The organism is Pseudomonas frederiksbergensis (assembly GCF_017114915.1).
GTDB lineage: Bacteria > Pseudomonadota > Gammaproteobacteria > Pseudomonadales > Pseudomonadaceae > Aquipseudomonas > Aquipseudomonas frederiksbergensis_I.
The window spans coordinates 1-21,921 of the sequence record NZ_JAAUOE010000021.1 but is presented as its reverse complement, the minus strand read 5'-3'; the positions used below and the strand labels follow the sequence as shown (position 1 = coordinate 21,921).

General features: G+C 60.1%; 19 protein-coding genes and 1 pseudogene. 11 read left to right on the top strand and 9 right to left on the bottom strand.

Features of this window, described 5'->3' with window-relative positions:
* Positions 1-35 precede the first annotated feature (35 nt).
* Positions 36-194 (bottom strand): DUF3309 family protein, encoded by a 159-nt coding sequence (locus HCU66_RS16080; protein WP_205889474.1) that lies wholly within the window; start codon positions 192-194, stop codon positions 36-38.
* Between the two features lie 288 nt (positions 195-482).
* Between HCU66_RS16080 and HCU66_RS16075 the strand changes: the two genes are divergently transcribed.
* From HCU66_RS16075 to csrA, 3 genes are all read left to right on the top strand, one after another.
* Positions 483-1,298 carry an SDR family oxidoreductase gene (locus tag HCU66_RS16075; RefSeq protein WP_205889405.1) on the top strand — a complete coding sequence of 272 codons (816 nt, stop codon included), beginning with the start codon at positions 483-485 and terminating at the stop codon, positions 1,296-1,298.
* Between the two features lie 65 nt (positions 1,299-1,363).
* Complete coding sequence (locus HCU66_RS16070) at positions 1,364-1,696, top strand: YnfA family protein (protein ID WP_205889404.1); 333 nt, start codon at positions 1,364-1,366, stop codon at positions 1,694-1,696.
* Positions 1,697-1,850: 154 nt separating this feature from the next.
* On the top strand, positions 1,851-2,036 hold the full coding sequence (gene csrA, locus HCU66_RS16065) for a carbon storage regulator CsrA (protein ID WP_064616631.1): 186 nt from the start codon (positions 1,851-1,853) through the stop codon (positions 2,034-2,036).
* 1 nt (position 2,037) lies between these two features.
* Here the strand turns inward: csrA and HCU66_RS16060 are convergent, their stop codons facing one another.
* From HCU66_RS16060 to mnmC, 5 genes are all read right to left on the bottom strand, one after another.
* Positions 2,038-2,265: a YheU family protein gene (locus tag HCU66_RS16060; protein ID WP_008060849.1), complete on the bottom strand. Its 228-nt coding sequence runs from the start codon at positions 2,263-2,265 to the stop codon at positions 2,038-2,040.
* Between the two features lie 65 nt (positions 2,266-2,330).
* The gene (locus HCU66_RS16055; protein WP_205889403.1) at positions 2,331-3,521 is read right to left on the bottom strand and encodes an osmoprotectant NAGGN system M42 family peptidase; all 1,191 of its coding nucleotides are present in this window, start codon (positions 3,519-3,521) and stop codon (positions 2,331-2,333) included.
* A 149-nt stretch (positions 3,522-3,670) separates the two neighbouring features.
* Positions 3,671-5,416, bottom strand: coding sequence for an N-acetylglutaminylglutamine synthetase (ngg, locus tag HCU66_RS16050; protein ID WP_205889402.1), 1,746 nt, complete (start codon positions 5,414-5,416; stop codon positions 3,671-3,673).
* 3 nt (positions 5,417-5,419) lie between these two features.
* Positions 5,420-7,192: an N-acetylglutaminylglutamine amidotransferase gene (locus HCU66_RS16045; RefSeq protein ID WP_205889401.1), complete on the bottom strand. Its 1,773-nt coding sequence runs from the start codon at positions 7,190-7,192 to the stop codon at positions 5,420-5,422.
* Between the two features lie 122 nt (positions 7,193-7,314).
* Positions 7,315-9,297, bottom strand: a complete 1,983-nt coding sequence (gene mnmC / locus HCU66_RS16040; RefSeq protein WP_205889400.1) for a bifunctional tRNA (5-methylaminomethyl-2-thiouridine)(34)-methyltransferase MnmC2/FAD-dependent 5-carboxymethylaminomethyl-2-thiouridine(34) oxidoreductase MnmC1 — start codon at positions 9,295-9,297, stop codon at positions 7,315-7,317.
* Between the two features lie 174 nt (positions 9,298-9,471).
* Here mnmC and pap point away from each other — a divergent pair, with 174 nt between their 5' ends.
* Together pap and HCU66_RS16030 are read left to right on the top strand one after the other, a co-directional pair.
* Positions 9,472-10,995 (top strand): polyphosphate:AMP phosphotransferase, encoded by a 1,524-nt coding sequence (gene pap / locus HCU66_RS16035; RefSeq protein ID WP_205889399.1) that lies wholly within the window; start codon positions 9,472-9,474, stop codon positions 10,993-10,995.
* 105 nt (positions 10,996-11,100) lie between these two features.
* The gene (locus HCU66_RS16030; RefSeq protein WP_205889473.1) at positions 11,101-12,285 is read left to right on the top strand and encodes a thiolase family protein; all 1,185 of its coding nucleotides are present in this window, start codon (positions 11,101-11,103) and stop codon (positions 12,283-12,285) included.
* A gap of 92 nt (positions 12,286-12,377) precedes the next feature.
* On the opposite strand, the gene HCU66_RS16025 is transcribed toward HCU66_RS16030, so the two are convergent.
* Complete coding sequence (locus HCU66_RS16025) at positions 12,378-12,572, bottom strand: DUF6316 family protein (RefSeq protein WP_205889398.1); 195 nt, start codon at positions 12,570-12,572, stop codon at positions 12,378-12,380.
* Positions 12,573-12,772: 200 nt separating this feature from the next.
* Between HCU66_RS16025 and HCU66_RS16020 the strand changes: the two genes are divergently transcribed.
* A complete protein-coding gene (locus tag HCU66_RS16020; protein ID WP_205889397.1) occupies positions 12,773-13,732 on the top strand; it encodes a DMT family transporter in 960 nt (319 codons plus the stop codon).
* 60 nt (positions 13,733-13,792) lie between these two features.
* Here HCU66_RS16020 and HCU66_RS16015 read toward each other — a convergent pair whose 3' ends face one another.
* On the bottom strand, positions 13,793-15,187 hold the full coding sequence (locus tag HCU66_RS16015; protein WP_205889396.1) for a class II fumarate hydratase: 1,395 nt from the start codon (positions 15,185-15,187) through the stop codon (positions 13,793-13,795).
* A 192-nt stretch (positions 15,188-15,379) separates the two neighbouring features.
* Between HCU66_RS16015 and HCU66_RS16010 the strand changes: the two genes are divergently transcribed.
* The 5 genes from HCU66_RS16010 to HCU66_RS15990 all read left to right on the top strand — a co-directional run bounded on the left by HCU66_RS16010 (position 15,380) and on the right by HCU66_RS15990 (position 19,789).
* The gene (locus tag HCU66_RS16010) at positions 15,380-15,904 is read left to right on the top strand and encodes a DUF2059 domain-containing protein (RefSeq protein ID WP_205889395.1); all 525 of its coding nucleotides are present in this window, start codon (positions 15,380-15,382) and stop codon (positions 15,902-15,904) included.
* A 12-nt stretch (positions 15,905-15,916) separates the two neighbouring features.
* Positions 15,917-16,216 (top strand): BolA family protein, encoded by a 300-nt coding sequence (locus HCU66_RS16005; RefSeq protein ID WP_007939900.1) that lies wholly within the window; start codon positions 15,917-15,919, stop codon positions 16,214-16,216.
* A gap of 182 nt (positions 16,217-16,398) precedes the next feature.
* Complete coding sequence (trhO, locus tag HCU66_RS16000; protein WP_007939901.1) at positions 16,399-17,340, top strand: oxygen-dependent tRNA uridine(34) hydroxylase TrhO; 942 nt, start codon at positions 16,399-16,401, stop codon at positions 17,338-17,340.
* A gap of 36 nt (positions 17,341-17,376) precedes the next feature.
* Entirely contained in the window at positions 17,377-17,979 is a 603-nt protein-coding gene (locus HCU66_RS15995) for a DsbA family protein (protein ID WP_205889472.1), read from the top strand.
* Entirely contained in the window at positions 17,972-19,789 is a 1,818-nt protein-coding gene (locus HCU66_RS15990) for an ATP-binding cassette domain-containing protein (protein WP_205889394.1), read from the top strand. The genes HCU66_RS15995 and HCU66_RS15990 overlap by 8 nt, the downstream gene beginning before the upstream one ends.
* A gap of 13 nt (positions 19,790-19,802) precedes the next feature.
* Here the strand turns inward: HCU66_RS15990 and HCU66_RS15985 are convergent.
* Positions 19,803-21,921: pseudogene (locus tag HCU66_RS15985) on the bottom strand (deaminase domain-containing protein); the annotation flags it as partial.

The following is a 21,921-nucleotide window of genomic DNA, read 5'->3' as shown; positions in this document are numbered from 1 at the left end:
CTTCGCAGGGCCTCTTTTTTTGGCCGATAAAAACTTTATATCTGGCCAAGCAACAACAGGATCAACAGCACCACCAACACCACGCCGATGATACCGGACGGGCCGTAACCCCAACTTCTGGAGTGCGGGAAGACCGGCAAACCACCTATCAGCAACAGGATAAGAATAACGATAAGAATTGTGCTCATGTCTATTTCCTTGCTGGAAGCGTTATGGATTTGACCTGGCGTTTTTAGCCATAAGCAGGACTGGATTAATCCTGGTTGCTTACAAAATCCGACTTACGGGTATGAAGAAAAATTCCAGTTTTTTTTAATGTTTTTGGAAAGCACGCTTATTTCGTTTACTGCGTCTCAACGTTGAAACAGTCAGACCGCGCCGTGGTTCATCGCTGGCCATTCAGCACTCTGATGGAGCGTGGGTCGCGCAATATCCTTCGCTACACTCGGTGCATCTTCCCCGGAACAACAAGGCTGTTTGCTATGCAAAATCGCATGATGATCACTGGCGCGGGCTCAGGCCTGGGTCGCGAAATCGCGCTGCGCTGGGCGCGTGAAGGCTGGCAGCTGGCCTTGTCGGATGTCAGTGAGCCCGGCCTGCAAGAAACCCTGAAGCGGGTTCGCGAGGCTGGTGGCGACGGTTTCATCCAGCGATGCGATGTGCGCGACTACAGCCAGCTGACCGCCTTCGCCCAGGCTTGCGAAGAGAAACTCGGTGGTATCGATGTCATCGTCAACAACGCGGGTGTGGCCTCGGGCGGGTTCTTCAGTGAACTGTCGCTGGAGGACTGGGATTGGCAGATCGCGATCAACCTGATGGGCGTGGTCAAGGGCTGCAAGGCCTTCCTGCCGCTGCTGGAGAAAAGCAAGGGCAAGATCATCAACATCGCCTCGATGGCAGCGCTGATGCAAGGTCCGGCCATGAGTAATTACAACGTGGCCAAGGCGGGCGTGGTGGCCTTGTCCGAAAGTCTGTTGATCGAACTGGCCCACGAGCAAGTCAGCGTGCATGTGGTCTGTCCGTCATTCTTCCAGACCAACTTGCTCGACTCCTTCCGTGGCCCGACCCCGGCCATGAAAGCCCAGGTCGGTAAGTTGCTGGAAAGTTCTCCGATCACCGCGGCCGATATTGCCGACTACATCTATCAGCAAGTCGCCGCTGGCGAGTTCTTGATTCTGCCCCACGAGCAGGGCCGCATGGCCTGGGCGCTGAAGCAGAAAAACCCGCAATTGCTCTACGATGAAATGACTGTGATGGCCGACAAAATGCGCGCCAAGGCCAAACAAAACGCCGGCTGAACTTGCCCGTGCGCAATACCATCGTTAGGGTGGCCGCCCATCGGTCATCCTCACGAGGCATCTGCATGCTCAATTACCTGTGGTTTCTCTTCGCCGCGCTGTTCGAAATCGCCGGTTGCTTCGCCTTCTGGATGTGGCTGCGCCAGGGTAAAAGTGCGTGGTGGATTATTCCGGCGCTGCTCAGCCTGACCTTGTTTGCGCTGTTGCTGACCCGGGTCGAAGCGAGTTACGCCGGCCGTGCCTATGCCGCTTACGGTGGCATCTACATCATTGCCTCGATTGGTTGGCTGGCGGTGGTCGAGCGGATTCGCCCATTGAGCTCGGACTGGATCGGCGTGGCGCTGTGTGTGATCGGGGCGAGTGTCATCCTGTTTGGTCCGCGTCTCTCCGGTTCCTGAAGGATCGGTCCTTCATTTAACCGGTTTGTCGGACGTGTCCGTCAGGGCGATGCATCCTGCGCCGTAGGACGGGACTGATTTGCGGCTGGTGCATTGTAGACCCGCTAAACGCGGGGCATCTTCAAGGGCCGGTAACCCCTGAAGGATGAATACCATGCTTGTACTCAGTCGCGTTGTGGGCGAGTTGATATCCATTGGTGACAACATTTCCGTGCGGGTTCTCGCCGTCAACGGAAGCAGCGTGCGCTTCGGCGTTGAAGCGCCGCAGCAGGTCAACGTACATCGCGCCGAGGTCTACGAGCGCATCCAGATCAAACAGGCAAAAGCCAAGGCTCGTTGACTCAGTCGAACAGGTGCTTGGGCACGTCGTGCTTGAGCATCAACTGGCATTGCTCGCTTTCCGGATCGAAGACGATCAGTGCCTGGCCCTTGATCAATGCCTGACGAACACGCAACACACGGGTTTCCAGCGGCGTGTCATCGCCGTTGTCCGTGCCGTCACGGGTCACGAAATCCTCGATCAGGCGGGTCAGGGTGTCGACTTCAAGTTGGTCGTGGGGAATCAGCATAAGGCACCTCGGCTAAACATTGACGCGATGCTACGGCGGTTATGGACACATCACCAGTGTTCGCCTTAGCTTTCTGTGCGCTGTCCGACGAGGCTGTCCACCGACGGCACCCGGGTATCGCTTTCCATCTGCGTCTCGTGCTCGATCTGGTGACTGAACCGGTCCAGCGATCCCGCGGCCGGTTGAGCATCGCTGGCGAACACCGGCGGGCTGAGGATGTAGGCGCCGAGCAGGCGGCTGAGGGCGGCGAGGCTGTCGATGTGGGTGCGTTCATAGCCGTGGGTGGCGTCGCATCCGAAGGCGAGCAGGGCGGTGCGAATGTCGTGGCCGGCGGTGACGGCCGAGTGAGCATCGCTGAAGTAATAGCGGAACAGGTCCCGGCGCGCCGGCAGTTCGTTATCGCTGGCCAGGCGCAGCAGGTGCCGCGACAGGTGATAGTCATAAGGCCCGCCGGAATCCTGCATCGCCACGCTTACCGCGTGTTCACTGGAATGCTGGCCGGGCGCGACCGGTGCGATGTCGATGCCGACGAATTCGCTGACGTCCCAGGGCAGGGCCGCCGCCGCGCCACTGCCGGTTTCCTCGGTGATGGTGAACAGTGGATGGCAGTCGATCATCAGTTCTGCACCGCTGTCGACAATCGCTTTCAGCGCCGCCAGCAGCGCGGCAACGCCGGCCTTGTCATCGAGGTGACGGGCGCTGATGTGGCCGCTTTCGGTGAACTCCGGCAACGGGTCGAAGGCGACGAAATCGCCGACGCTGATCCCCAGCGAGTCGCAATCGGCGCGGGTGGCGCAATAGGCGTCCAGGCGTAATTCGACGTGATCCCAACTGATCGGCATTTCATCCACGGCGGTGTTGAACGCGTGCCCGGAAGCCATCAGCGGCAACACGCTGCCGCGAATCACGCCGTTGTCGGTGAACAGGCTGACGCGGCTGCCCTCGGCAAAACGGCTGGACCAGCAGCCGACCGGCGCCAGTGTCAGGCGACCGTTGTCCTTGATGGCGCGAACCGCCGCGCCAATGGTGTCCAGGTGGGCGCAGACCGCTCGATCCGGGCTGTTCTGCTTGCCCTTGAGGGTGGCGCGGAGGGTGCCGCGGCGGGTCATTTCAAAGGGAATGCCCAGCTCTTCGAGGCGCTCGGCGACGTAACGCACGATGGTGTCGGTGAACCCGGTCGGGCTGGGAATGGCGAGCATTTCCAGCAGGACTTTTTGCAGGTAATTGAGATCTGGTTCGGGAATGTTGCTGGTCATGGAAACTCCTGGGGTGAGGGCTGATCGTTCCCACGCTCTGCGTGGGAATGCAGCCAGGGACGCTCTGCGTCCCAAGCGATTGCTGCGCGTCCGACGAGTCATTCCCACGCAGAGCGTGGGAACGATCATGGGGGCCGGGCGCTACATCACTAGGGGACCGGCTGACTATGGGCAAACAACAAATCCACAAAACGCTCGGCCGTCGGCTGCGGTTCATGGTTGGCCAGCCCGGCGCGTTCATTGGCTTCGATAAACACATACTCCGGCTGGTCGGCGGCCGGCACCATCAGGTCGAGCCCGACCATTGGAATATCCAGCGCCCGTGCTGCGCGCACCGCCGCATCCGCCAGGGTCGGATGCAGAATTGCCGTGACGTCCTCAAGAATGCCGCCGGTATGAAGATTCGCCGTGCGCCGTACGAACAGATGCTCGCCGGCCGGCAGAATGCTGTCGTAGTCATAACCCGCCGCCTGCAACGTGCGCTGGGTCTCATGGTCCAGCGGGATTTTGCTTTCACCGCTGGTCGCTGCCTGACGACGACGGCTCTGGGCCTCGATCAGCGCACCGATGGAGTGCTGACCATCGCCCACCACCTCCGCCGGTCGGCGAATGGCGGCCGCGACCACCTCGAAACCGATCACCAGTATCCGCAGGTCGAGGCCTTCGTGAAAACTCTCCAGCAGCACTCGGCTGTCGAATGCGCGGGCGTTTTCGACGGCTTGCCGGACCTCTTCGAGGGTGCGCAAGTCCACCGCCACCCCTTGGCCCTGTTCACCGTCCAGCGGTTTGACCACCACCCGTTCGTGCTCGTCGAGAAACGCCAGATTGTCGTCCGCGCTCCCCGCCAGTTGTTGGGCGGGTAGTTTAAGGCCGGCGTTTTTCAGCACCTTGTGGGTCAGGCTTTTGTCTTGGCACAAGGTCATGCTGATGGCGCTGGTCAGATCGCTCAGGGATTCGCGGCAACGCACCCGACGACTGCCGTGAATCAAGGTAAACAGGCCAGCCTGGGCGTCATCGACCTGTACCTCAATGCCGCGTCGATGAGCTTCCTCGACGATGATTCGCGCATACGGATTGAACCCGGCTTCGGGGCCTGGGCCGAGAAACAACGGCTGGTTGATGCCGTTCTTGCGCTTGATGGCGAAGGTCGACAAGTTGCGAAAACCGAGCTTGGCGTAGAGATTCTTCGCCTGACGGTTGTTATGTAATACCGACAGGTCCAGGTAACTCAGCCCACGACTCATGAAGTGTTCGATCAAGTGCCGCACCAGCACTTCACCTACGCCAGGGCGCGAACATTGCGGATCCACCGCCAGGCACCACAGGCTGCTGCCGTGTTCCGGGTCGTTGTATGCCTTGTGATGATTGAGGCCCATGACGCTGCCGATGATCGCGCCGCTGTCTTCATCTTCGGCCAGCCAGTAAACCGGGCCGCCCTGATGATGAGGCGTCAGCAAACTTGCATCAATCGGCAGCATGCCACGGGCCTGATACAGCTGATTGACGGCCTGCCAATCCGCCTCGCTTTGCGCCCGGCGGATGCGGAAACCGCGAAACACCCGGGTGGCCTGACGGTAATCGCTGAACCACAGGCGCAAGGTGTCGGACGGGTCGAGAAACAACTGGGCCGGCTCCAGCCCCAGCACTTGCTGGGGCGCGGCGACGTACAAGGCAATGTCCCGCTCACCGGGCTGCTCATTGAGCAGCTCTTGGGCGAGGCTCGCCGCATCGGGAAAGGTATGGCCGATCAGCAACCGGCCCCAACCGCAATGCACGGCAATCGGCGCTGCGCCCAATGCACTGCCGTCTTCGGCCAGGCGTGCCTGCAAACGTTCGTAGGAGGGCGCCTGACCGCGCAGCAAGCGTTGGCTGTAAGCCGTGGCGTGGGTTTTCATCGATCAGATTCCTTGTTCACTGAGCCACAGGTTCAAGGCTGCCAATTGCCACAGCCTGGAGCCGCGCAACGGGGTCAACTGACCTTGCGGATCGGTCAGCAGGCGGTCGAGCATGGCCGGGTTGAACAGGCCGCGATCCTGACTCGGGTCGAGCAGCAGTTCACGCACCCAGTTGAGCGTGTCGCCCTGCAAATGCTTGAGGCCGGGGACCGGGAAGTAGCCTTTTTTGCGGTCGATCACTTCACTCGGAATCACCCGCCGCGCGGCTTCTTTCAGTACTTGCTTGCCGCCATCGGGCAGCTTGAATTTACCCGGCACCCGCGCCGACAACTCCACCAGGCGATAGTCGAGAAACGGCGTACGCGCTTCCAGACCCCAGGCCATGGTCATGTTGTCGACCCGTTTGACCGGGTCGTCCACCAGCATCACGGTGCTGTCCAGGCGCAGGGCTTTGTCCACGGCTGCATCGGCGCCCGGCCGGGCGAAATGCTCCTTCACGAAGTCACCCGCCGCGTCGTTGGCTGTCAGCCATTTCGGCTGCACCGTGGCGGCGTAGTCGGTGTAGCTGCAGTCGAAAAACGCATCGCGATAGGCCGCGTACGGATCGCTCGCCCGGTCTACTTGCGGATACCAGTGATACCCGGCGAACAACTCATCCGCGCCCTGGCCGCTTTGCACCACCTTGCAGTGTCTGGCCACTTCGCGCGACAGCAGGTAGAAGGCGATGCAGTCATGGCTGACCATCGGTTCACTCATGGCGCGGAACGCCGCAGGCAATTGTTCGATGATCTCTTTTTCGTCGATGCGCAGTTGGTGGTGTTGCGTGCCGTAGTGTTTGGCGATCAGGTCCGAATACTGGAACTCGTCGCCGCGCTCGCCACCGGCATCCTGGAAGCCGATGGAAAAGGTCGACAAGTCTTCGACCCCGACTTCGCGCAACAGCCCCACCAGCAGGCTCGAATCGACGCCACCGGAAAGCAGCACACCGACATCCACCGCCGCCCGTTGACGGATCGCCACCGCTTCACGGGTGCTGTCGAGTACGCGGTCGCGCCAGTCTTCGAGGGTCAAATTCAACTCGTCGGCGTGTGGGCCGTAGGGCAGGGTCCACCAGGTTTTCTGCTCGGTGGTGCCGTCCGCTTCGATGCGCATCCAGCTCGCCGGGGGCAGTTTTTCGATGCCTGCCAACAAGGTGCGCGGGGCCGGGACCACCGCGTGGAAATTCAAGTAATGATTGAGCGCCACCGGATCGAGAATCGGGTTGATGTCACCGCCCTTGAGCAATGCCGGTAACGCCGAGGCAAAGCGCAGGCGCTGGCCGGTGCGCGACAGATACAGCGGCTTCACACCGAGACGGTCGCGGGCGATGAACAGACGCTGGGCGTCGCGCTCCCAAATGGCGAAAGCGAACATGCCGTTGAGCTTGGGCAACAGCGCTTCGCCCCAGGCGTGATAGCCCTTGAGCAACACTTCGGTGTCGCCGCCGGAATAGAAGGCGTAACCGAGGCTTTCCAGCTCGGTGCGCAGTTCCGGGAAGTTGTAGATCGCGCCGTTGAAGGCCAGGGACAGACCCAGTTGGTTGTCGATCATCGGCTGCGCCGAGCCGTCCGACAGGTCCATGATTTTCAGGCGCCGATGGCCCAGGGCAATCGGTCCCTGGCTGTGGAAGCCCCATGCATCAGGGCCGCGAGGGGCCAGATGATGGGTGATTCGTTCAATGGCTGCGAGGTCCGCAGGTTGATGGTCGAAACGTAGTTCTCCAGCTAATCCGCACATAAGTCCTTACCGGTTTTTCCGTTGGGGAGGGTCAAGCGATACCCGCCAAAAACGGTGGGTACCCGGAAACTGACCCAGATGAATCCCTGGAGTTTTAGACCGATAAGTTATATGGCTGTGCGTCAGGCTTTTCCGCGGATCAACTGGCGCAAGGCAAAACGGTTGGGATGGCAAGCCTCGGCCACGGCTTTGGGCAAGGGTAAAGGCTCGCTCTCAAGCCATGCCGCCAGCAGCTCGCCGGACAATGGCGCGGTGATCAAACCGCGAGAACCATGGCCGCTGTTGACGTAAAACCCATCAAGCCACGGGCAGGGCACATCGGGCACTTGGCGGGCATCTTTGCTCAGTGCGGCATAGGCAGTGGCGAAGCTGGCCTGGTCGGCCAGTGGTCCGACGATCGGCAAGTAATCCGGGCTGGTGCAACGGAACGCTGCGCGCCCTTCAAGCTTCAGCGGGTCCAGGTCTTGAACATGCAGACGGGTGATCAGGTCGGTGGAAATTTCTTCGAGCAACGCCAGGTTACCTAGGTGCTCGGCAACGGTCGGGGCCAGATCGTCACTCTTGAAATCGAAGCTGGCGCCGAGGGTGTGTTCGCCCAGACGAGCAGGCGCCACATAGCCTTCGGCGCAGACGACCGTCGCCAGGCTCCGGCTTTCAGGGGTTTGCGCCAGTCGAGTGATCTGGCCGCGAATACGCTTGAGCGGCAGTTCGGCGCTCTGGGGGAAGCGCTTGATCTCGGCGGCGCCGGCCAGAATGACCACGGGGGCACTGGCTAAAAGTGCTTCGCCGTCCCAGGCCTGCCATTGATCATCGACCTTGCGCAGCTCCAGCACCTCGCGATGGGGCAGCCACTGGATGTTGGTCGAGGACGCCTGCCACTGACACAACGCGGGCGGATGAACCCAGCCGCCTTCGGGGAAGAACAAGCCGCCGTGGTCCAATTCGATGCCGGCCCGGGCCCGGGCTTGAGGTCGATCGAGCAGGTGCACCAGGTCGGGCGAAAAAGCCGCGGCCAGTTGCGCCTGGCGTTCGGCTTCCTTGGCATTGAAGGCCAGTTGCAAGACCCCGCAATCATCCCAGTCGACGCCACGCTGCAGCTGTTCCAGCAGACGCCGGGTGTAGCCAAAACCGCTGACGATCAATTGCGACAACGCCGTGCCGTGGGCCGAAAGCTTGAGGTACAGCACGCCCTGGGGATTGCCCGAGGCTTCCTGCGCCAGCCCTTCGTGACGCTCCAGCAGACTCACTTGCCAACCCCGCGCGGCGAGGCTGGCGGCGCTGGCGCAACCGGCCAGCCCGGCACCGATCACCAGGGCGCGGCGTTCGCTGGTCAGCGGGGTTGGGCGAGCGAACCACGGTTTAGTCGCGGCAGGTTTTACGACCTCTTCAGGCCAACCCAGGAACGTGCCCCGCAGGATCTCCCACTTGTGACCGATGCCTGGCGTGCGTTTCATCTTGAAGCCTGCGGCGTTCAACAGGCGGCGTACCCAACCGGTGCTGGTGAAGGTGCTGATGGTCGAACCGGGCGCCGCCAGACGCGCCAGTTCGGCAAACAGCTCGGCAGTCCACATGTCGGGGTTTTTCGCCGGGGCGAAACCGTCGAGAAACCAGGCGTCGATCTGTGCGTCCAGTTGCGGCAACTGCTCCAGCACATCGCCGATCAACAAGGTCAGGGTGACGCGACCGTTGCCCAGCACCAGGCGCTGGAATCCTTGATGGATCGCCACGTATTGCGCCAGTAATTGATCGGCAAACGGCTTGAGCTCTGGCCATAACGCCAGGGCTCGTTGCAGGTCGGGGGCGCTCAGCGGGTACTTTTCGACACTGACAAAATGCAGCCGTGCACCGGCCACTGCATGCTGTTCGAACAACTGCCAGGCACAGAGAAAATTCAGCCCGGTGCCGAACCCGGTTTCGCCAATCACCAGTCGCCCGCCTGCCGGCAATGCGGCGAAGCGGTCGCGCAAATCGTTTTGCTCCAGAAACACGTAGCGGGTTTCTTCAAGACCCGACTGGTCGGAAAAGTACACATCATCGAACACCCGCGAACGCGGGCGACCTTGGTCGTCCCAGTCGAGCTGGGCGTGGGGCAATACAGGTTTCATGGCAGGCTCGGCAACGGCAAGGCCGCCATTCTAGCCGATCGCCGTGGCGGTGCTTGATCCATGGCAAGGCGCGTTCGACCCGTCGCTGAAATTCTGTAGCCGCTGCGATCTCTTGACCATATTTGCGTCGCCGCACACCTGCTAGTCTTGCTCAATCCTGGAAGGAGCCGCTTTATGTTCGAATCCGCCGAAATCGGTCATACCATCGACAAAGAAACCTATGACGCCGAAGTACCGCCCCTGCGTGAGGCCTTGCTCGAAGCGCAGTTCGAACTTCGGCAGCAACACCGCTTTCCGGTCATCATTTTGATCAACGGCATCGAAGGGGCCGGTAAGGGCGAGACGGTCAAGTTGCTCAACGAATGGATGGACCCGCGCTCGATCGAGGTCCGCACGTTCGACCAGCAGACCGACGAAGAACTGGCACGACCGCCGGCCTGGCGCTACTGGCGGATGTTCCCGGCCAAGGGGCGCATGGGGATTTTCTTCGGTAACTGGTACAGCCAGATGCTGCAAGGACGGGTTCATGGCTTGTTCAAGGATCCGCGACTCGATCAAAGCATCAACGGGGTCGAACGGCTGGAGAAGATGTTGTGCGACGAAGGCGCGCTGATCTTCAAGTTCTGGTTTCACCTCTCCAAAAAACAAATGAAAGCGCGGCTCAAGGCGCTGGCCGATGACCCGTTGCACAGTTGGCGCATCAGCCCGCTGGACTGGCAACAATCGCGGACCTACGACAAGTTCGTGAAATACGGCGAACGGGTGCTGCGCCGCACCAGTCGCGACTATGCGCCGTGGCATGTGATCGCCGGCGTGGACGCGCGCTATCGCAGCCTTACGGTCGGCAAGATCTTGCTCGAGGGCCTGCAGAGCGCGCTGAAGAGACCCAGGATTCACCCGCACAAAGTCAGCGCGGCGCCTTTGTTTCCCAGCGTCGATCAAGTGAATCTGCTCGACAGCCTGGACCTGACCCTGCACCTGGAAAAGGACGATTATGAAGAGCAACTGATTACCGAGCAGGCGCGGTTTTCCGGGCTGATGCGCGACAAGCGCATGCGTCGCCACGCGTTGATTGCGGTGTTCGAAGGCAACGACGCGGCAGGCAAGGGCGGGGCAATCCGGCGGGTGGCCGCGGCGCTCGACCCACGCCAGTACGACATCGTGCCGATCGCCGCGCCTACCGAGGAAGAACGGGCGCAGCCGTATCTCTGGCGGTTCTGGCGGCATATTCCGGCGCGAGGAAAATTCACTGTGTTCGACCGTTCCTGGTATGGCCGGGTGTTGGTGGAGCGCATCGAAGGCTTTTGCAGCAAGGCGGACTGGATGCGCGCCTACAGCGAGATCAACGACTTCGAAGAGCAGCTCGCCGATGCTGGAGTGATCGTGGTCAAGTTCTGGCTGGCCATCGACAAACAGACTCAGATGGAGCGCTTCCAGGAGCGCGAAGCGATCCCCTTCAAGCGCTTCAAGATCACTGAAGACGACTGGCGCAATCGCGACAGATGGGAGGACTATCGCGTCGCCGTCGGCGACATGGTCGATCGCACCAGCACCGAGGTATCGCCCTGGACCTTGGTGGAAGCCAACGACAAGCGCTGGGCGCGGGTCAAGGTCCTGCGCACCATTAACCAGGCGCTGGAAGAGGCCTTCGAAAAGTCCGACAAGCGCGAGAAAAAACTGAAGAAGCGCAAGCGCTGAACCGATGGCTATGCATACGCGGGGTGAATGATTGTCGCGGTCAGTCATAGAGCGGACTTATGCTCGGTGCAACTCCTGACTGACAACAACAATGAGGTGTATGCCATGCGTGAAGTGGTGATCGTCGACAGCGTGCGGACCGGCCTGGCCAAATCCTTTCGCGGCAAGTTCAACATGACCCGTCCCGACGACATGGCGGCCCATTGTGTCAACGCGCTGCTCACGCGCAATGACGTCGACCCGGCCAGCGTCGAGGATTGCATCGTTGGCGCCGGTTCCAACGAAGGCGCCCAGGGCTACAACATCGGTCGCAACGTCGCGGTGCTGTCGCACCTGGGCATCGGCACGGGGGGCATGACCCTTAACCGCTTCTGTTCGTCGGGCTTGCAGGCCATCGCCATTGCGGCCAATCAGATCGCTTCCGGTTGCAGCGACATCATCGTCGCCGGCGGTGTCGAGTCGATCAGCCTGACCCTGAAAAGTGTCAACACCGACCACCTGATCAACCCGCTGCTCAAAGAGCAGGCGCCGGGCATCTATCTCCCCATGGGCCAGACCGCCGAGATTGTCGCGCGTCGTTACAGCGTCAGCCGCGAAGAGCAGGATCTATACGCCCTGCAAAGCCAGCAACGTACGGCGATGGCGCAGGCCGCCGGGTTGTTCAACGATGAAATCGTGCCGATGGCGGTGAAGTATCGCGTTGAAGACAAGGCCACCGGCCAGGTGCAGATCCTCGACGGCATCGTCGATCACGACGACTGCAACCGCCCTGACACCACCCTGCAAAGCCTGGCCGGGTTGAAACCGGTGTTTGCCGAAGACGGCTCAGTGACGGCCGGCAACTCTTCGCAGTTGTCCGACGGTGCTTCGATGACCTTGGTGATGAGCCTGGAAAAAGCCCTGGCGTTGGGGCTCAAGCCCAAGGCCTTCTTTCGCGGTTTCACCGTGGCGGGGTGCCAGCCGGACGAGATGGGCATCGGCCCGGTGTTCTCGGTGCCGAAGTTGCTCAAGGCCAAGGGGTTGCAGGTTGCCGACATTGATTTGTGGGAACTCAACGAAGCGTTCGCCTCACAATGCCTGTACAGCCGCGATCGGCTGGAGATCGACAACGACAAATACAACGTCAACGGCGGTTCGATTTCCATCGGCCACCCGTTCGGCATGACCGGTTCGCGTCAGGTCGGGCACATCGTGCGTGAGTTGCAGCGGCGTAACCTGCGTTACGGCATCGTCACCATGTGCGTGGGGGGCGGGATGGGGGCTACGGGGTTGTTTGAGGCGGTGCGTTAAATCTGTCGGATCGCCTTCGCGGGCAAGCCCGCTCCTACGGTACTGTGAGAACCCTGTGGGAGCGGGCTTGCCCGCGATGCAGGCGACGCGGTTTACCGGTTAGTACACAAGAACTGCATCCGCTCGGTATACGCCTGAATCTCACGCACCGCGGCCTCCCGGTTTTCGAACGGCCCCTCCAGCGTGCGCTCCCGGGTGGTGAAATACAGCTCTCCATTCACACGACAGAGACGGTCACAGCGAAAGTGCGTGGCGGGGGCGTTGTCTTGGGCGCGCATGCCGTACATGGCGATCTCCTGCGGATGACGGTTTCAATGAGCTTATGCGTGAACCACCTGCAACGCCCGGTCAGCTGATCGACGGCATGTCCTCAACTTCACGGTGCGACCTGCACAGTTTCATTCGCGGCCCGTCGGCAACTGTCCCTGTGTCGTGCCCCGGTCTGGGCCTAGAATGACCGTTTGCGCCAATCGGCTTCGGGGTCAGCATGCATATTTCATCGGGTCGCTGGGTTTATGGTCTGTTCCTGGCCTTGCTGACCGCGTTGTTGTGGGGAATCCTGCCGATCAAGCTCAAGCAGGTACTGCTGGTGATGGACCCGGTGACAGTGACCTGGTTTCGCCTGCTTGTATCCGGCGGTTGCCTGCTCGTTTATCTGGCGGCGACCAAACGCCTGCCGAGTCGCAAAGTTCTCGGTCCGCGCGGTGGCTGGCTGGTGTTGATGGCGGTACTTGGACTGGTCGGCAACTACGTGCTGTACCTGATGGGCCTGAACCTGCTCAGCCCCGGTACCGCGCAACTGGTGGTGCAAATGGGCCCGATCATGTTGTTGATCGCCAGTCTGTTCGTGTTCAAGGAGCGGTTCAGCGTGGGGCAGGGGATTGGCCTGTTGGTGCTGTTGATCGGCTTTGCGCTGTTCTTCAATCAGCGCTTGAGTGAGTTGCTCACCTCCCTGACCGACTACACCGCGGGCGTGCTGATGGTGCTGTTGGCGTCCACGGTCTGGACCTTCTATGCCTTGGGCCAGAAGCAATTGCTCACGGTGTGGAATTCGTTGCAGGTGATGATGGTGATTTACCTGTTCTGCGCGCTGCTGCTGACGCCTTGGGTGCATCCGCTGCAAGCGCTGCAGTTGAGCCCGCTGCAAGGCTGGCTACTGCTGGCGTGCTGTTTGAATACCCTGATCGCTTATGGCGCCTTCGCCGAAGCCCTGGCCCATTGGGAAGCTTCGCGGGTCAGCGCGACGCTGGCGATCACGCCGCTGGTGACGTTTGCCGCGGTGGCCGTGGCGGCGTGGTTATGGCCTGATTTTGTGCAGGCCGAGACGATCAACGGCTTGGGTTATGGCGGGGCGGTGCTGGTGGTGCTCGGGTCGGCGCTGGTGGCGTTGGGGCCATCGTTGATCGCCGGGCTCAGGGCCCGGCGGGTGCGGATGGCGGCCAGTTAGACCGCGTTATCGTTCATCGCGAGCAGGCTCGCGATGGCGGACTGTCAGCCGCTGCAAATCTCAGCCCTTGGCTCCCGCCTCCAGCATATTCTCCGGCCTCACCCACGCATCGAACTCTTCATTGGTCAGATACCCCAACTGCAACGCCGCCTCACGCAGCGTCAGCCCCTCGCTATAAGCCTTCTTGGCAATCTCGGCTGATTTGTCGTAGCCGATGTGCGGGTTCAGCGCCGTCACCAGCATCAAGCCTCGTTCCAGATGCTCGGCCATTTTCTCGGCATCCGGTTCCAGGCCGGCGATGCAATGCTGCTGGAAGTTGCTGCAACCGTCGCCCAGCAAGCGGATCGATTGCAGCAGGTTGTGGATGATCACCGGTTTGAACACGTTCAATTGCAGGTGCCCCTGACTGGCGGCAAAACCGATGGCGACGTCGTTGCCCAGCACCTGACAGGCCAGCATCGACAGGGCTTCGCACTGAGTCGGGTTGACCTTGCCGGGCATGATCGAGCTGCCCGGCTCGTTGGCCGGCAGTTTCACTTCGGCGAACCCGGCTCGCGGTCCGGAGCCCAGCACGCGCAGGTCGTTGGCGATTTTCATCAGGGTCACGGCTAGGGTTTTCAGGGCCCCGGATAGGGTAGTCAGTGGCTCATGACCGGCCAGTGCGGCGAATTTGTTCGGCGCGGTGACGAAGGGCAGGCCGGAGAGGGCGGCCAGTTCGGCGGCAATCGCTTCGCCAAACCCATGGGGCGAGTTCAACCCGGTGCCGACCGCGGTGCCGCCCTGAGCCAGTTCACAGACCGCCGGCAATGCGCTGCGGATTGCCTGCTCGGCGTAATCCAGTTGCGCGATGAACGCCGAGAGTTCCTGGCCGAAGGTAATCGGCGTGGCGTCCATCATGTGGGTACGACCGGTCTTGACCAGTTTCATGTGCCGCGCGGACAACTCCGCCAGCCCGCCAGACAACTCACCGATCGCCGGCAGCAAATGCTGCTGCACCGCCTGAACCGTCGCGATGTGCATGGCGGTGGGGAAGCAGTCGTTGGAACTCTGGGAGCGATTGACGTGATCGTTGGGGTGCACCGGGGTCTTGCCGCCACGTGGGTTGCCGGCCAGTTCGTTGGCGCGACCGGCGATCACTTCGTTAACGTTCATGTTGCTCTGGGTGCCGCTGCCGGTCTGCCAGACCACCAGCGGAAACTGGTCGTCGTGGTCACCGTCGAGCACTTCGTCGGCCGCTTGTTCGATCAGGCGGGCAATATCGGCGGGCAGGTCGCCATTGCGATCGTTGACGCGCGCCGCGGCTTTCTTGATCAGGGCCAGGGCGTGCAGCACGGCCAGCGGCATGCGTTCGTTGCCGATGGCGAAGTTGATCAGCGAGCGTTGCGTCTGAGCGCCCCAGTAAGCGTCATCCGGGACTTCCACCTGGCCCAGGCTGTCGGTTTCGATACGGCTCATCATGCACACTCCTGTAGGTCTGATAGCGCAGTTTAGGCCGTGATCGCCGGCCGTGGTTCCATCGGTCGATAATTCCACCGTTCAACCCCTCTAAATCAGGCGCGACAAGGCTTGGGGTTGAGCGACACACTTTTTTAGGCGCAGAATGGTCGCCCTTGGGGTTATACCTCGCCTGCTAGAAAAGGAAACTCGATGACTCGTCTTCGTGCCATCTGTACCGCGGTTGCACTGGTTTGCGCCAGCGGCCAGGTTTTTGCCGATACCGCCAGCCACAACGCCAGTGCCGAAGCGTTCCTGACCCTGGCGCACGCTGACAAACTGGGCACTCCGGTGTACATGCAAGTGCAGCAAATGTTCGCTCAACGCTTTGCACAGACCAAAGCCCCTGAAGCGAAAAAAGCCGTTCTGGAAACTTACCAGGCCAAGGCCAACGCCGCGCTGGACGCAGCCATTGGCTGGAACAAGCTGAAGCCGGACATGGTCAAGCTCTACACCACCAACTTCAGCGAATCCGAACTCAAGGACCTGGTGGCGTTCTATCAGTCGCCACTGGGCAAGAAAGTCCTGGAAAAAATGCCGCAGCTGACTCAGCAATCGGCCCAGATGACTCAAGCCAAGCTGGAAAGCGCGGTGCCTGTGGTCAACAAACTGCTGGACGACATGACCACCGAGCTGACGCCGAAAGATGCGGCCGCTCCAGCCAAGAAAAAGCCTTAAGCGGAGTTCGGGATGACCATGCAACAACGCATCGAATCGACGCTGGGGCTGTTACAGCCCGAGCACCTGCAAGTGCTGGATGAAAGCCACATGCACAGCCGTGGGTTGCAGACCCATTTCAAGGCGGTGGTGGTCAGCCGGCAGTTCGAAGGGCTCAATCGCGTCAAGCGTCACCAGAAGGTGTACGGCACTTTGGGCGAACTGATGGGCGAATTCCATGCGTTGGCGCTGCATACCTACACGCCGGAGGAATGGGCACAGATCGACGCAGCTCCGGCCTCGCCGACCTGTGCTGGCGGCAGCAAGCACTGAGATCACCATCTGTAGGAGCACGGCTTGCCGGCGAAGACGTATTCAAGAACGCCATCGCTGGCAAGCCAAGCTCCTACAGAAGGGTTTATTTTTGCTAGAATCCGCAACGCGCCGCTCACCCGGCGCGTTTTTTTTCGCATCCGGTTCACCCCTTACGAGGGTAGCCACCTGGAGAATCACCCATGACACAACAGATTGTCGTGGCGGCACTGTATAAGTTCGTCACCCTGGAAAATTACGTCGACCTGCGCGAGCCACTGCTGCAAGCGATGGTCGACAACGGCATCAAAGGCACCCTGCTGATCGCCGAAGAGGGCATCAACGGCACCGTGTCCGGCAGCCGCGAAGGTATCGACGGGCTGATGGCCTGGCTCAAGAACGACCCGCGCATGGACGACATCGACCACAAAGAGTCGTACTGCGACGAGCAGCCGTTCTACCGCACCAAGGTCAAACTCAAGAAAGAAATCGTCACCCTGGGCGTCGAAGGCGTAGACCCGAACAAAAAGGTCGGCACCTATGTGGATCCGCAAAACTGGAACGCACTGATCAGCGATCCGCAAGTGCTGTTGATCGACACCCGCAACGACTATGAAGTCTCGATCGGTACCTTCGAAGGCGCCATCGATCCGAAGACCACCAGTTTTCGCGAATTCCCCGACTACATCAAAGCCAATTTCGACCCGGCCGTGCACAAGAAAGTCGCGATGTTCTGCACCGGCGGCATTCGTTGCGAGAAAGCTTCCAGCTACATGCTCAGCCAGGGTTTCGACGAGGTCTATCACCTCAAGGGCGGCATCCTGAAGTACCTCGAAGAGGTGCCGCAGGAAGAAACCAAATGGCAGGGCGACTGCTTCGTGTTCGATAACCGCGTGACCGTGCGTCACGACCTCAGCGAAGGCGACTACGATCAATGTCATGCCTGTCGTACGCCCGTCAGCGTGGAAGACCGTGCATCCGAGCACTACGTGGCCGGCATCAGTTGCCCGCATTGCTGGGATAAGCTGAGCGAGAAAACCCGTCGCAGTGCCATCGACCGGCAGAAGCAGATCGAACTGGCCAAGGCGCGCAACATGCCGCACCCGATCGGTTACAACTACAAGCAATCCGCTTCCGAGGCCTGAACCATGTCTGCGCGCCTGCTCTATGTGATGGATCCGATGTGTTCCTGGTGCTGGGGTTTTGCTCCGGTGGCCAAAGCGCTGGTTGAGCAGGCGCAGGCGGCGGGTGTGGAGTTGCACCTGGTGGTGGGCGGTTTGCGTACCGGCAGTGGCGCGGCGCTGGAGCCGACCACCCGGCGCTACATCCTTGAGCACTGGCAGGCGGTCGCCGAGGCCACCGGCCAGCCGTTCAAGTTTGAAGGTGCGTTGCCCGACGGGTTTGTCTACGACACCGAGCCTGCCTGTCGGGCCCTGGTGACCGCGCGCAGCCTGGCGCCGGATTGCGCCTGGAAACTGCTCGGGCTGATCCAGCATGCGTTCTACGCCGAAGGGCGCGATGTCACCCACGCCAGTGTGCTGGTGGAGCTGGCGGAGCAGGCCGGTTTGCCGCGCATCGAATTTGCCGCTGCGTTCGACCGTGCCGATCAGCACGCCGCGACCGCTGCCGATTTCACCTGGGTCCAGGACCTGGGCATTGCCGGTTTCCCGACCTTGCTGGCAGAGCGTGATGGTCAATTGGCGCTGCTGACCAATGGGTATCAGCCTCTGAGTGTGTTGTCACCGTTGCTCGGCCGCTGGCTGGAGCGCGCTGCCTGTGCATGATCTGCCTGATGACGCTCCAGCCCCTGCGCGTGTCGATCGTCTGAGCTGGGCGGAAATCCGTCGCCTGGCCCTGCACCATAAAAAATCCCTGTGGATCGCCAACGGCGTAGCGGTATTGGCCACGCTGTGCAGCGTGCCGATCCCGTTGCTGTTGCCGTTGCTGGTGGACGAAGTGCTGCTGGGTCATGGTGACGCCGCGCTGAAACTGATGAACCACGCGCTGCCCGACGTCTGGCAGAAAGCTGCGGGTTACATTGGTCTGATGCTGCTGGTAACCCTGGTACTGCGTTGCACCGCGTTGTTCTTCAACGTGGTGCAGGCGAAATTGTTTGCGGCGCTGGCCAAGGACATCGTGTATCGGATCCGGATGCGGCTGATCGAACGGCTCAAATGCATCTCGCTGGGGGAATACGAAAGCCTGGGCAGCGGCACGGTGACCACGCACCTGGTCACCGACCTGGACACGCTGGACAAATTCGTCGGTGAAACCCTCAGTCGTTTCCTCGTGGCCATGCTGACGCTGGTGGGCACAGCGTCCATTCTAATGTGGATGCATTGGAAGCTCGCGCTATTGATTCTGTTGTTCAACCCGTTGGTGATCTACGCCACCGTGCAGTTGGGCAAACGGGTCAAGCATCTGAAGAAACTCGAGAACGACAGCACCTCGCGCTTCACCCAGGCCTTGACCGAAACCCTGGATGCCATCCAGGAAGTGCGCGCCGGTAACCGGCAGGGCTTTTTCCTCGGGCGGCTGGGCCAGCGCGCCCGTGAAGTGCGCGATTACGCCGTGAGCTCACAGTGGAAAACCGATGCATCGAACCGGGCCAGCGGTTTGCTGTTCCAGTTCGGCATCGATATTTTTCGCGCGGCGGCCATGCTCACCGTGCTGTTTTCCGACCTGTCCATCGGCCAGATGCTGGCGGTGTTCAGCTACCTGTGGTTCATGATCGGTCCGGTGGAACAACTGCTCAATCTGCAGTACGCCTTTTACGCAGCCGGCGGCGCGCTGTCGCGGATCAACGAACTGCTGGCCCGTGCCGACGAGCCGCAATACACCGGCAGTGTCGACCCGTTCCAGGGCCGCGACACGGTGGGCATCGAAGTTCAGGGGCTGAGTTTCGGCTACGGCGACGAATTGGTGCTGAACCAAATGAACCTGTCGATCGCCCCGGGTGAAAAAGTCGCAATCGTTGGCGCCAGTGGCGGTGGTAAAAGCACCCTGGTGCAGTTGCTGCTGGGCTTGTACACGCCGCTGGCCGGCACCATTCGTTTCGGTGGTTCGACTCAGCAAGAGATCGGCCTGGAAACCGTGCGGGAAAATGTCGCGGTGGTTTTGCAACATCCCGCCCTGTTCAACGACACCGTGCGGGCCAACCTGACCATGGGCCGCGAACGCAGCGACGAAGCTTGCTGGCAGGCACTGGAAATTGCTCAGTTGCACCACACGGTGCGTGAGTTGCCCAATGGCCTGGACAGCATCGTCGGGCGATCCGGCGTACGCTTGTCCGGCGGGCAGCGTCAACGTCTGGCGATTGCGCGGATGGTATTGGCCGAACCCAAGGTGGTGATCCTCGACGAGGCCACGTCCGCTCTGGACGCCGCCACCGAATACAACCTGCACCAGGCGCTGGCGCGGTTCTTGAGCCACCGCACCACGCTGATCATTGCGCACCGGTTGTCGGCCGTGAAACAGGCCGACCGGGTGCTGGTGTTCGATGGTGGGCAGGTGGCCGAAGATGGCGACCATCAGCAATTGATTGCTGATGGTGGGTTGTATGCCAAGCTTTATGGGCATTTGCAGCGGTTGTAGTTCTGACGAGCGCTTATTTCCAGATCACATCCAGCGCGTTGGGGCTGCCGTCATAGCCGAACTGCTTCATGACGATCGAACAGGAGTCGCAGGGCGCCATGGTGGTGGCGATCGTGATGGAGTCCAGAACTTTTGGATCGGGGTATTTCGTGCGTATGACGCTAATGAGCTTGCTCTCGGTGTCCAGCGAGGTGGGACGTAAAGTGAGTGCAGGCGTGTACGTCTCAATATCCTCGATGGTGTGCGGGATCGCCAGTAGCTTGTTTTCTGGGGTTACGTTTAGTGCGGTTTCCGGGAACCAGGTTCTACTGTCTATATTGAAGTAGCGGGTGCTGGCGACGGTTACCTCCTTTCTGTTAGCTGGTTTTTCAAACATTGGCAGGAAACCGGTGTCGCCTTTGCTGCCGGAAACGCTGACATAGATTTCACGCACCCCTGATTTGGTTTTGATCTCGGCAAACGCGATGTTTCTGCGATTATTCAAAGGTCTACGCAGTTTTTTGCTTATGATTTTTTGCAGTTGCCTCATCGTGTCATCGATTTTCAATGCCTTGGCCCCGGTCTGAGTCGAGTCGACGGTTATGACGGTTCTCTTGAACAGAGCATTGAAGACCTCCGCAGTCGTTTCACGAACACTGTCCGGTGCATTCCTGGACAATGACCAAGTCGCCGCACCATCGGTTGAACTCCTGATGATCATTCTTGTGGAATGGTCGAACAGAGCCGCCTCGGCCGGGGTGGTGTCCACCTTGATCAATTTGAGCGTATCGGGTGGGTTGAGATGGCTGCCAATCGGGATGGCAATTTCGTCCATGGCTTTGATCGCGTGCTCGACCTTGTCGATGCCGTGAATCCTCGCCATGTTATTGGCGTTCAGCGAACCGGTGTACACCGTCACTAATTCGTCCTTGAGCCCCGGCGCCAACGTTGAGGCCTGCTTGAAAGTCAGCGCCTCTCTCAGGCTTTGACCTTTTGCCAACTCGGCAACGTAAAAGTCCCCCGCGTTCAGGCGTGTGAAAACATATTGTTTCGACCGGTCCATGGATCCGCAAATGATGGCGCCGACCTGAAAAGTATCGTCAAGCCCCTGCTCGGGTACGTTGATTTTGACGCGTCCATAAATACCTTTGCGAAACTCCATGGTGGCGTTGAGGTTGTTACGATTCGCGAAGGAGGCCACTTCCATAGGTGCACGGCCATTGGCCGGCGTGTAAATCGCGTCCCCGAACCAGAGCGCCCAGCCTTTTGTCTCGTCGAATCGATTAGCGGGGAAGGGAGGGGCAGCGGGAATCGCCGTTACAAAAATTGTTGCGCATACGGCGTTTGACTCACGCCGTACTCGACATGGAAGCGCTTTAAGCCTGTCACCGATATCTATTTTGTCCGCGCGGCGCAGCATGTCTGTGTCGAGCTGATAAGCCACGTCATCGATAAACATTGTCGTCCGGCCATCGACTTCGAGCACTTCACGGACTTTGGCATTTTCTGCCACCTCGACGATGGTGTGCTGGTCGGTCTTTTCCAAAGGTCGATAAGCGGATCGTCCCAGCGCCAGTTCATCACTGTGGGTGGCAAGAGAGGGGCCATAGGGTTTGCCGGAAATCGGGTCAATCAGTCGATAGTGGGGCGGTTGGGTGCTTGCGATTTTACGTACCGGTACGTCATCGAGCCCTTTTACCGACGCCAGATCATCCGTGGCAGACAGAAGTTTATAGCGACCGGGATCAGTGACCTGTGGCAGTCCTTTTACAAAATCGTATTTACCTGTCCTCATAACCAGCCTCTCGATATTCCTGATAGCGGCTTTAAGAACGAATGTATTGGCGGCGTACAAACCCCGTACAGCTGCTTTGGCCAGCGTCGGCAAACCATCCAGAGGATTAAAATTTTGCAGGGATGCAACCAGCAACTCTCTGGACAGTGAAGAAAATTTCGGAAGCGTATTTTTAAAACCCATCCGAACAGAGGTAGAGGCCAGTTTTACCGTGCCTGAAACAAACTTTCCAATGGGCAATAAAAAAGAGACTGAGTCGGTGAATAAGCCGAATATGGCCGCTATTTTTTTATTTGGACTATCTGAGTCCAGATCGTCGAGATTGCCAAAGAACGGTAAAAATTTGACGATTTTCTCA

Excerpts from the sequence above, each read along its gene's own strand:
- HCU66_RS16055 (WP_205889403.1), bottom strand. The coding sequence starts at position 3,521 with ATGACCAGCAACATTCCCGAACCAGATCTCAATTACCTGCAAAAAGTC.
- trhO (WP_007939901.1), top strand. The coding sequence starts at position 16,399 with ATGACACAACAGATTGTCGTGGCGGCACTGTATAAGTTCGTCACCCTG.
- HCU66_RS16025 (WP_205889398.1), bottom strand. The coding sequence starts at position 12,572 with ATGTACGGCATGCGCGCCCAAGACAACGCCCCCGCCACGCACTTTCGC.
- HCU66_RS16020 (WP_205889397.1), top strand. The coding sequence starts at position 12,773 with ATGCATATTTCATCGGGTCGCTGGGTTTATGGTCTGTTCCTGGCCTTG.
- HCU66_RS16070 (WP_205889404.1), top strand. The coding sequence starts at position 1,364 with ATGCTCAATTACCTGTGGTTTCTCTTCGCCGCGCTGTTCGAAATCGCC.
- HCU66_RS16075 (WP_205889405.1), top strand. The coding sequence starts at position 483 with ATGCAAAATCGCATGATGATCACTGGCGCGGGCTCAGGCCTGGGTCGC.
- HCU66_RS16015 (WP_205889396.1), bottom strand. The coding sequence starts at position 15,187 with ATGAGCCGTATCGAAACCGACAGCCTGGGCCAGGTGGAAGTCCCGGAT.
- HCU66_RS16045 (WP_205889401.1), bottom strand. The coding sequence starts at position 7,192 with ATGTGCGGATTAGCTGGAGAACTACGTTTCGACCATCAACCTGCGGAC.
- pap (WP_205889399.1), top strand. The coding sequence starts at position 9,472 with ATGTTCGAATCCGCCGAAATCGGTCATACCATCGACAAAGAAACCTAT.
- HCU66_RS16010 (WP_205889395.1), top strand. The coding sequence starts at position 15,380 with ATGACTCGTCTTCGTGCCATCTGTACCGCGGTTGCACTGGTTTGCGCC.
- HCU66_RS16030 (WP_205889473.1), top strand. The coding sequence starts at position 11,101 with ATGCGTGAAGTGGTGATCGTCGACAGCGTGCGGACCGGCCTGGCCAAA.
- HCU66_RS16005 (WP_007939900.1), top strand. The coding sequence starts at position 15,917 with ATGACCATGCAACAACGCATCGAATCGACGCTGGGGCTGTTACAGCCC.
- mnmC (WP_205889400.1), bottom strand. The coding sequence starts at position 9,297 with ATGAAACCTGTATTGCCCCACGCCCAGCTCGACTGGGACGACCAAGGT.
- ngg (WP_205889402.1), bottom strand. The coding sequence starts at position 5,416 with ATGAAAACCCACGCCACGGCTTACAGCCAACGCTTGCTGCGCGGTCAG.
- HCU66_RS15995 (WP_205889472.1), top strand. The coding sequence starts at position 17,377 with ATGTGTTCCTGGTGCTGGGGTTTTGCTCCGGTGGCCAAAGCGCTGGTT.
- HCU66_RS16060 (WP_008060849.1), bottom strand. The coding sequence starts at position 2,265 with ATGCTGATTCCCCACGACCAACTTGAAGTCGACACCCTGACCCGCCTG.
- csrA (WP_064616631.1), top strand. The coding sequence starts at position 1,851 with ATGCTTGTACTCAGTCGCGTTGTGGGCGAGTTGATATCCATTGGTGAC.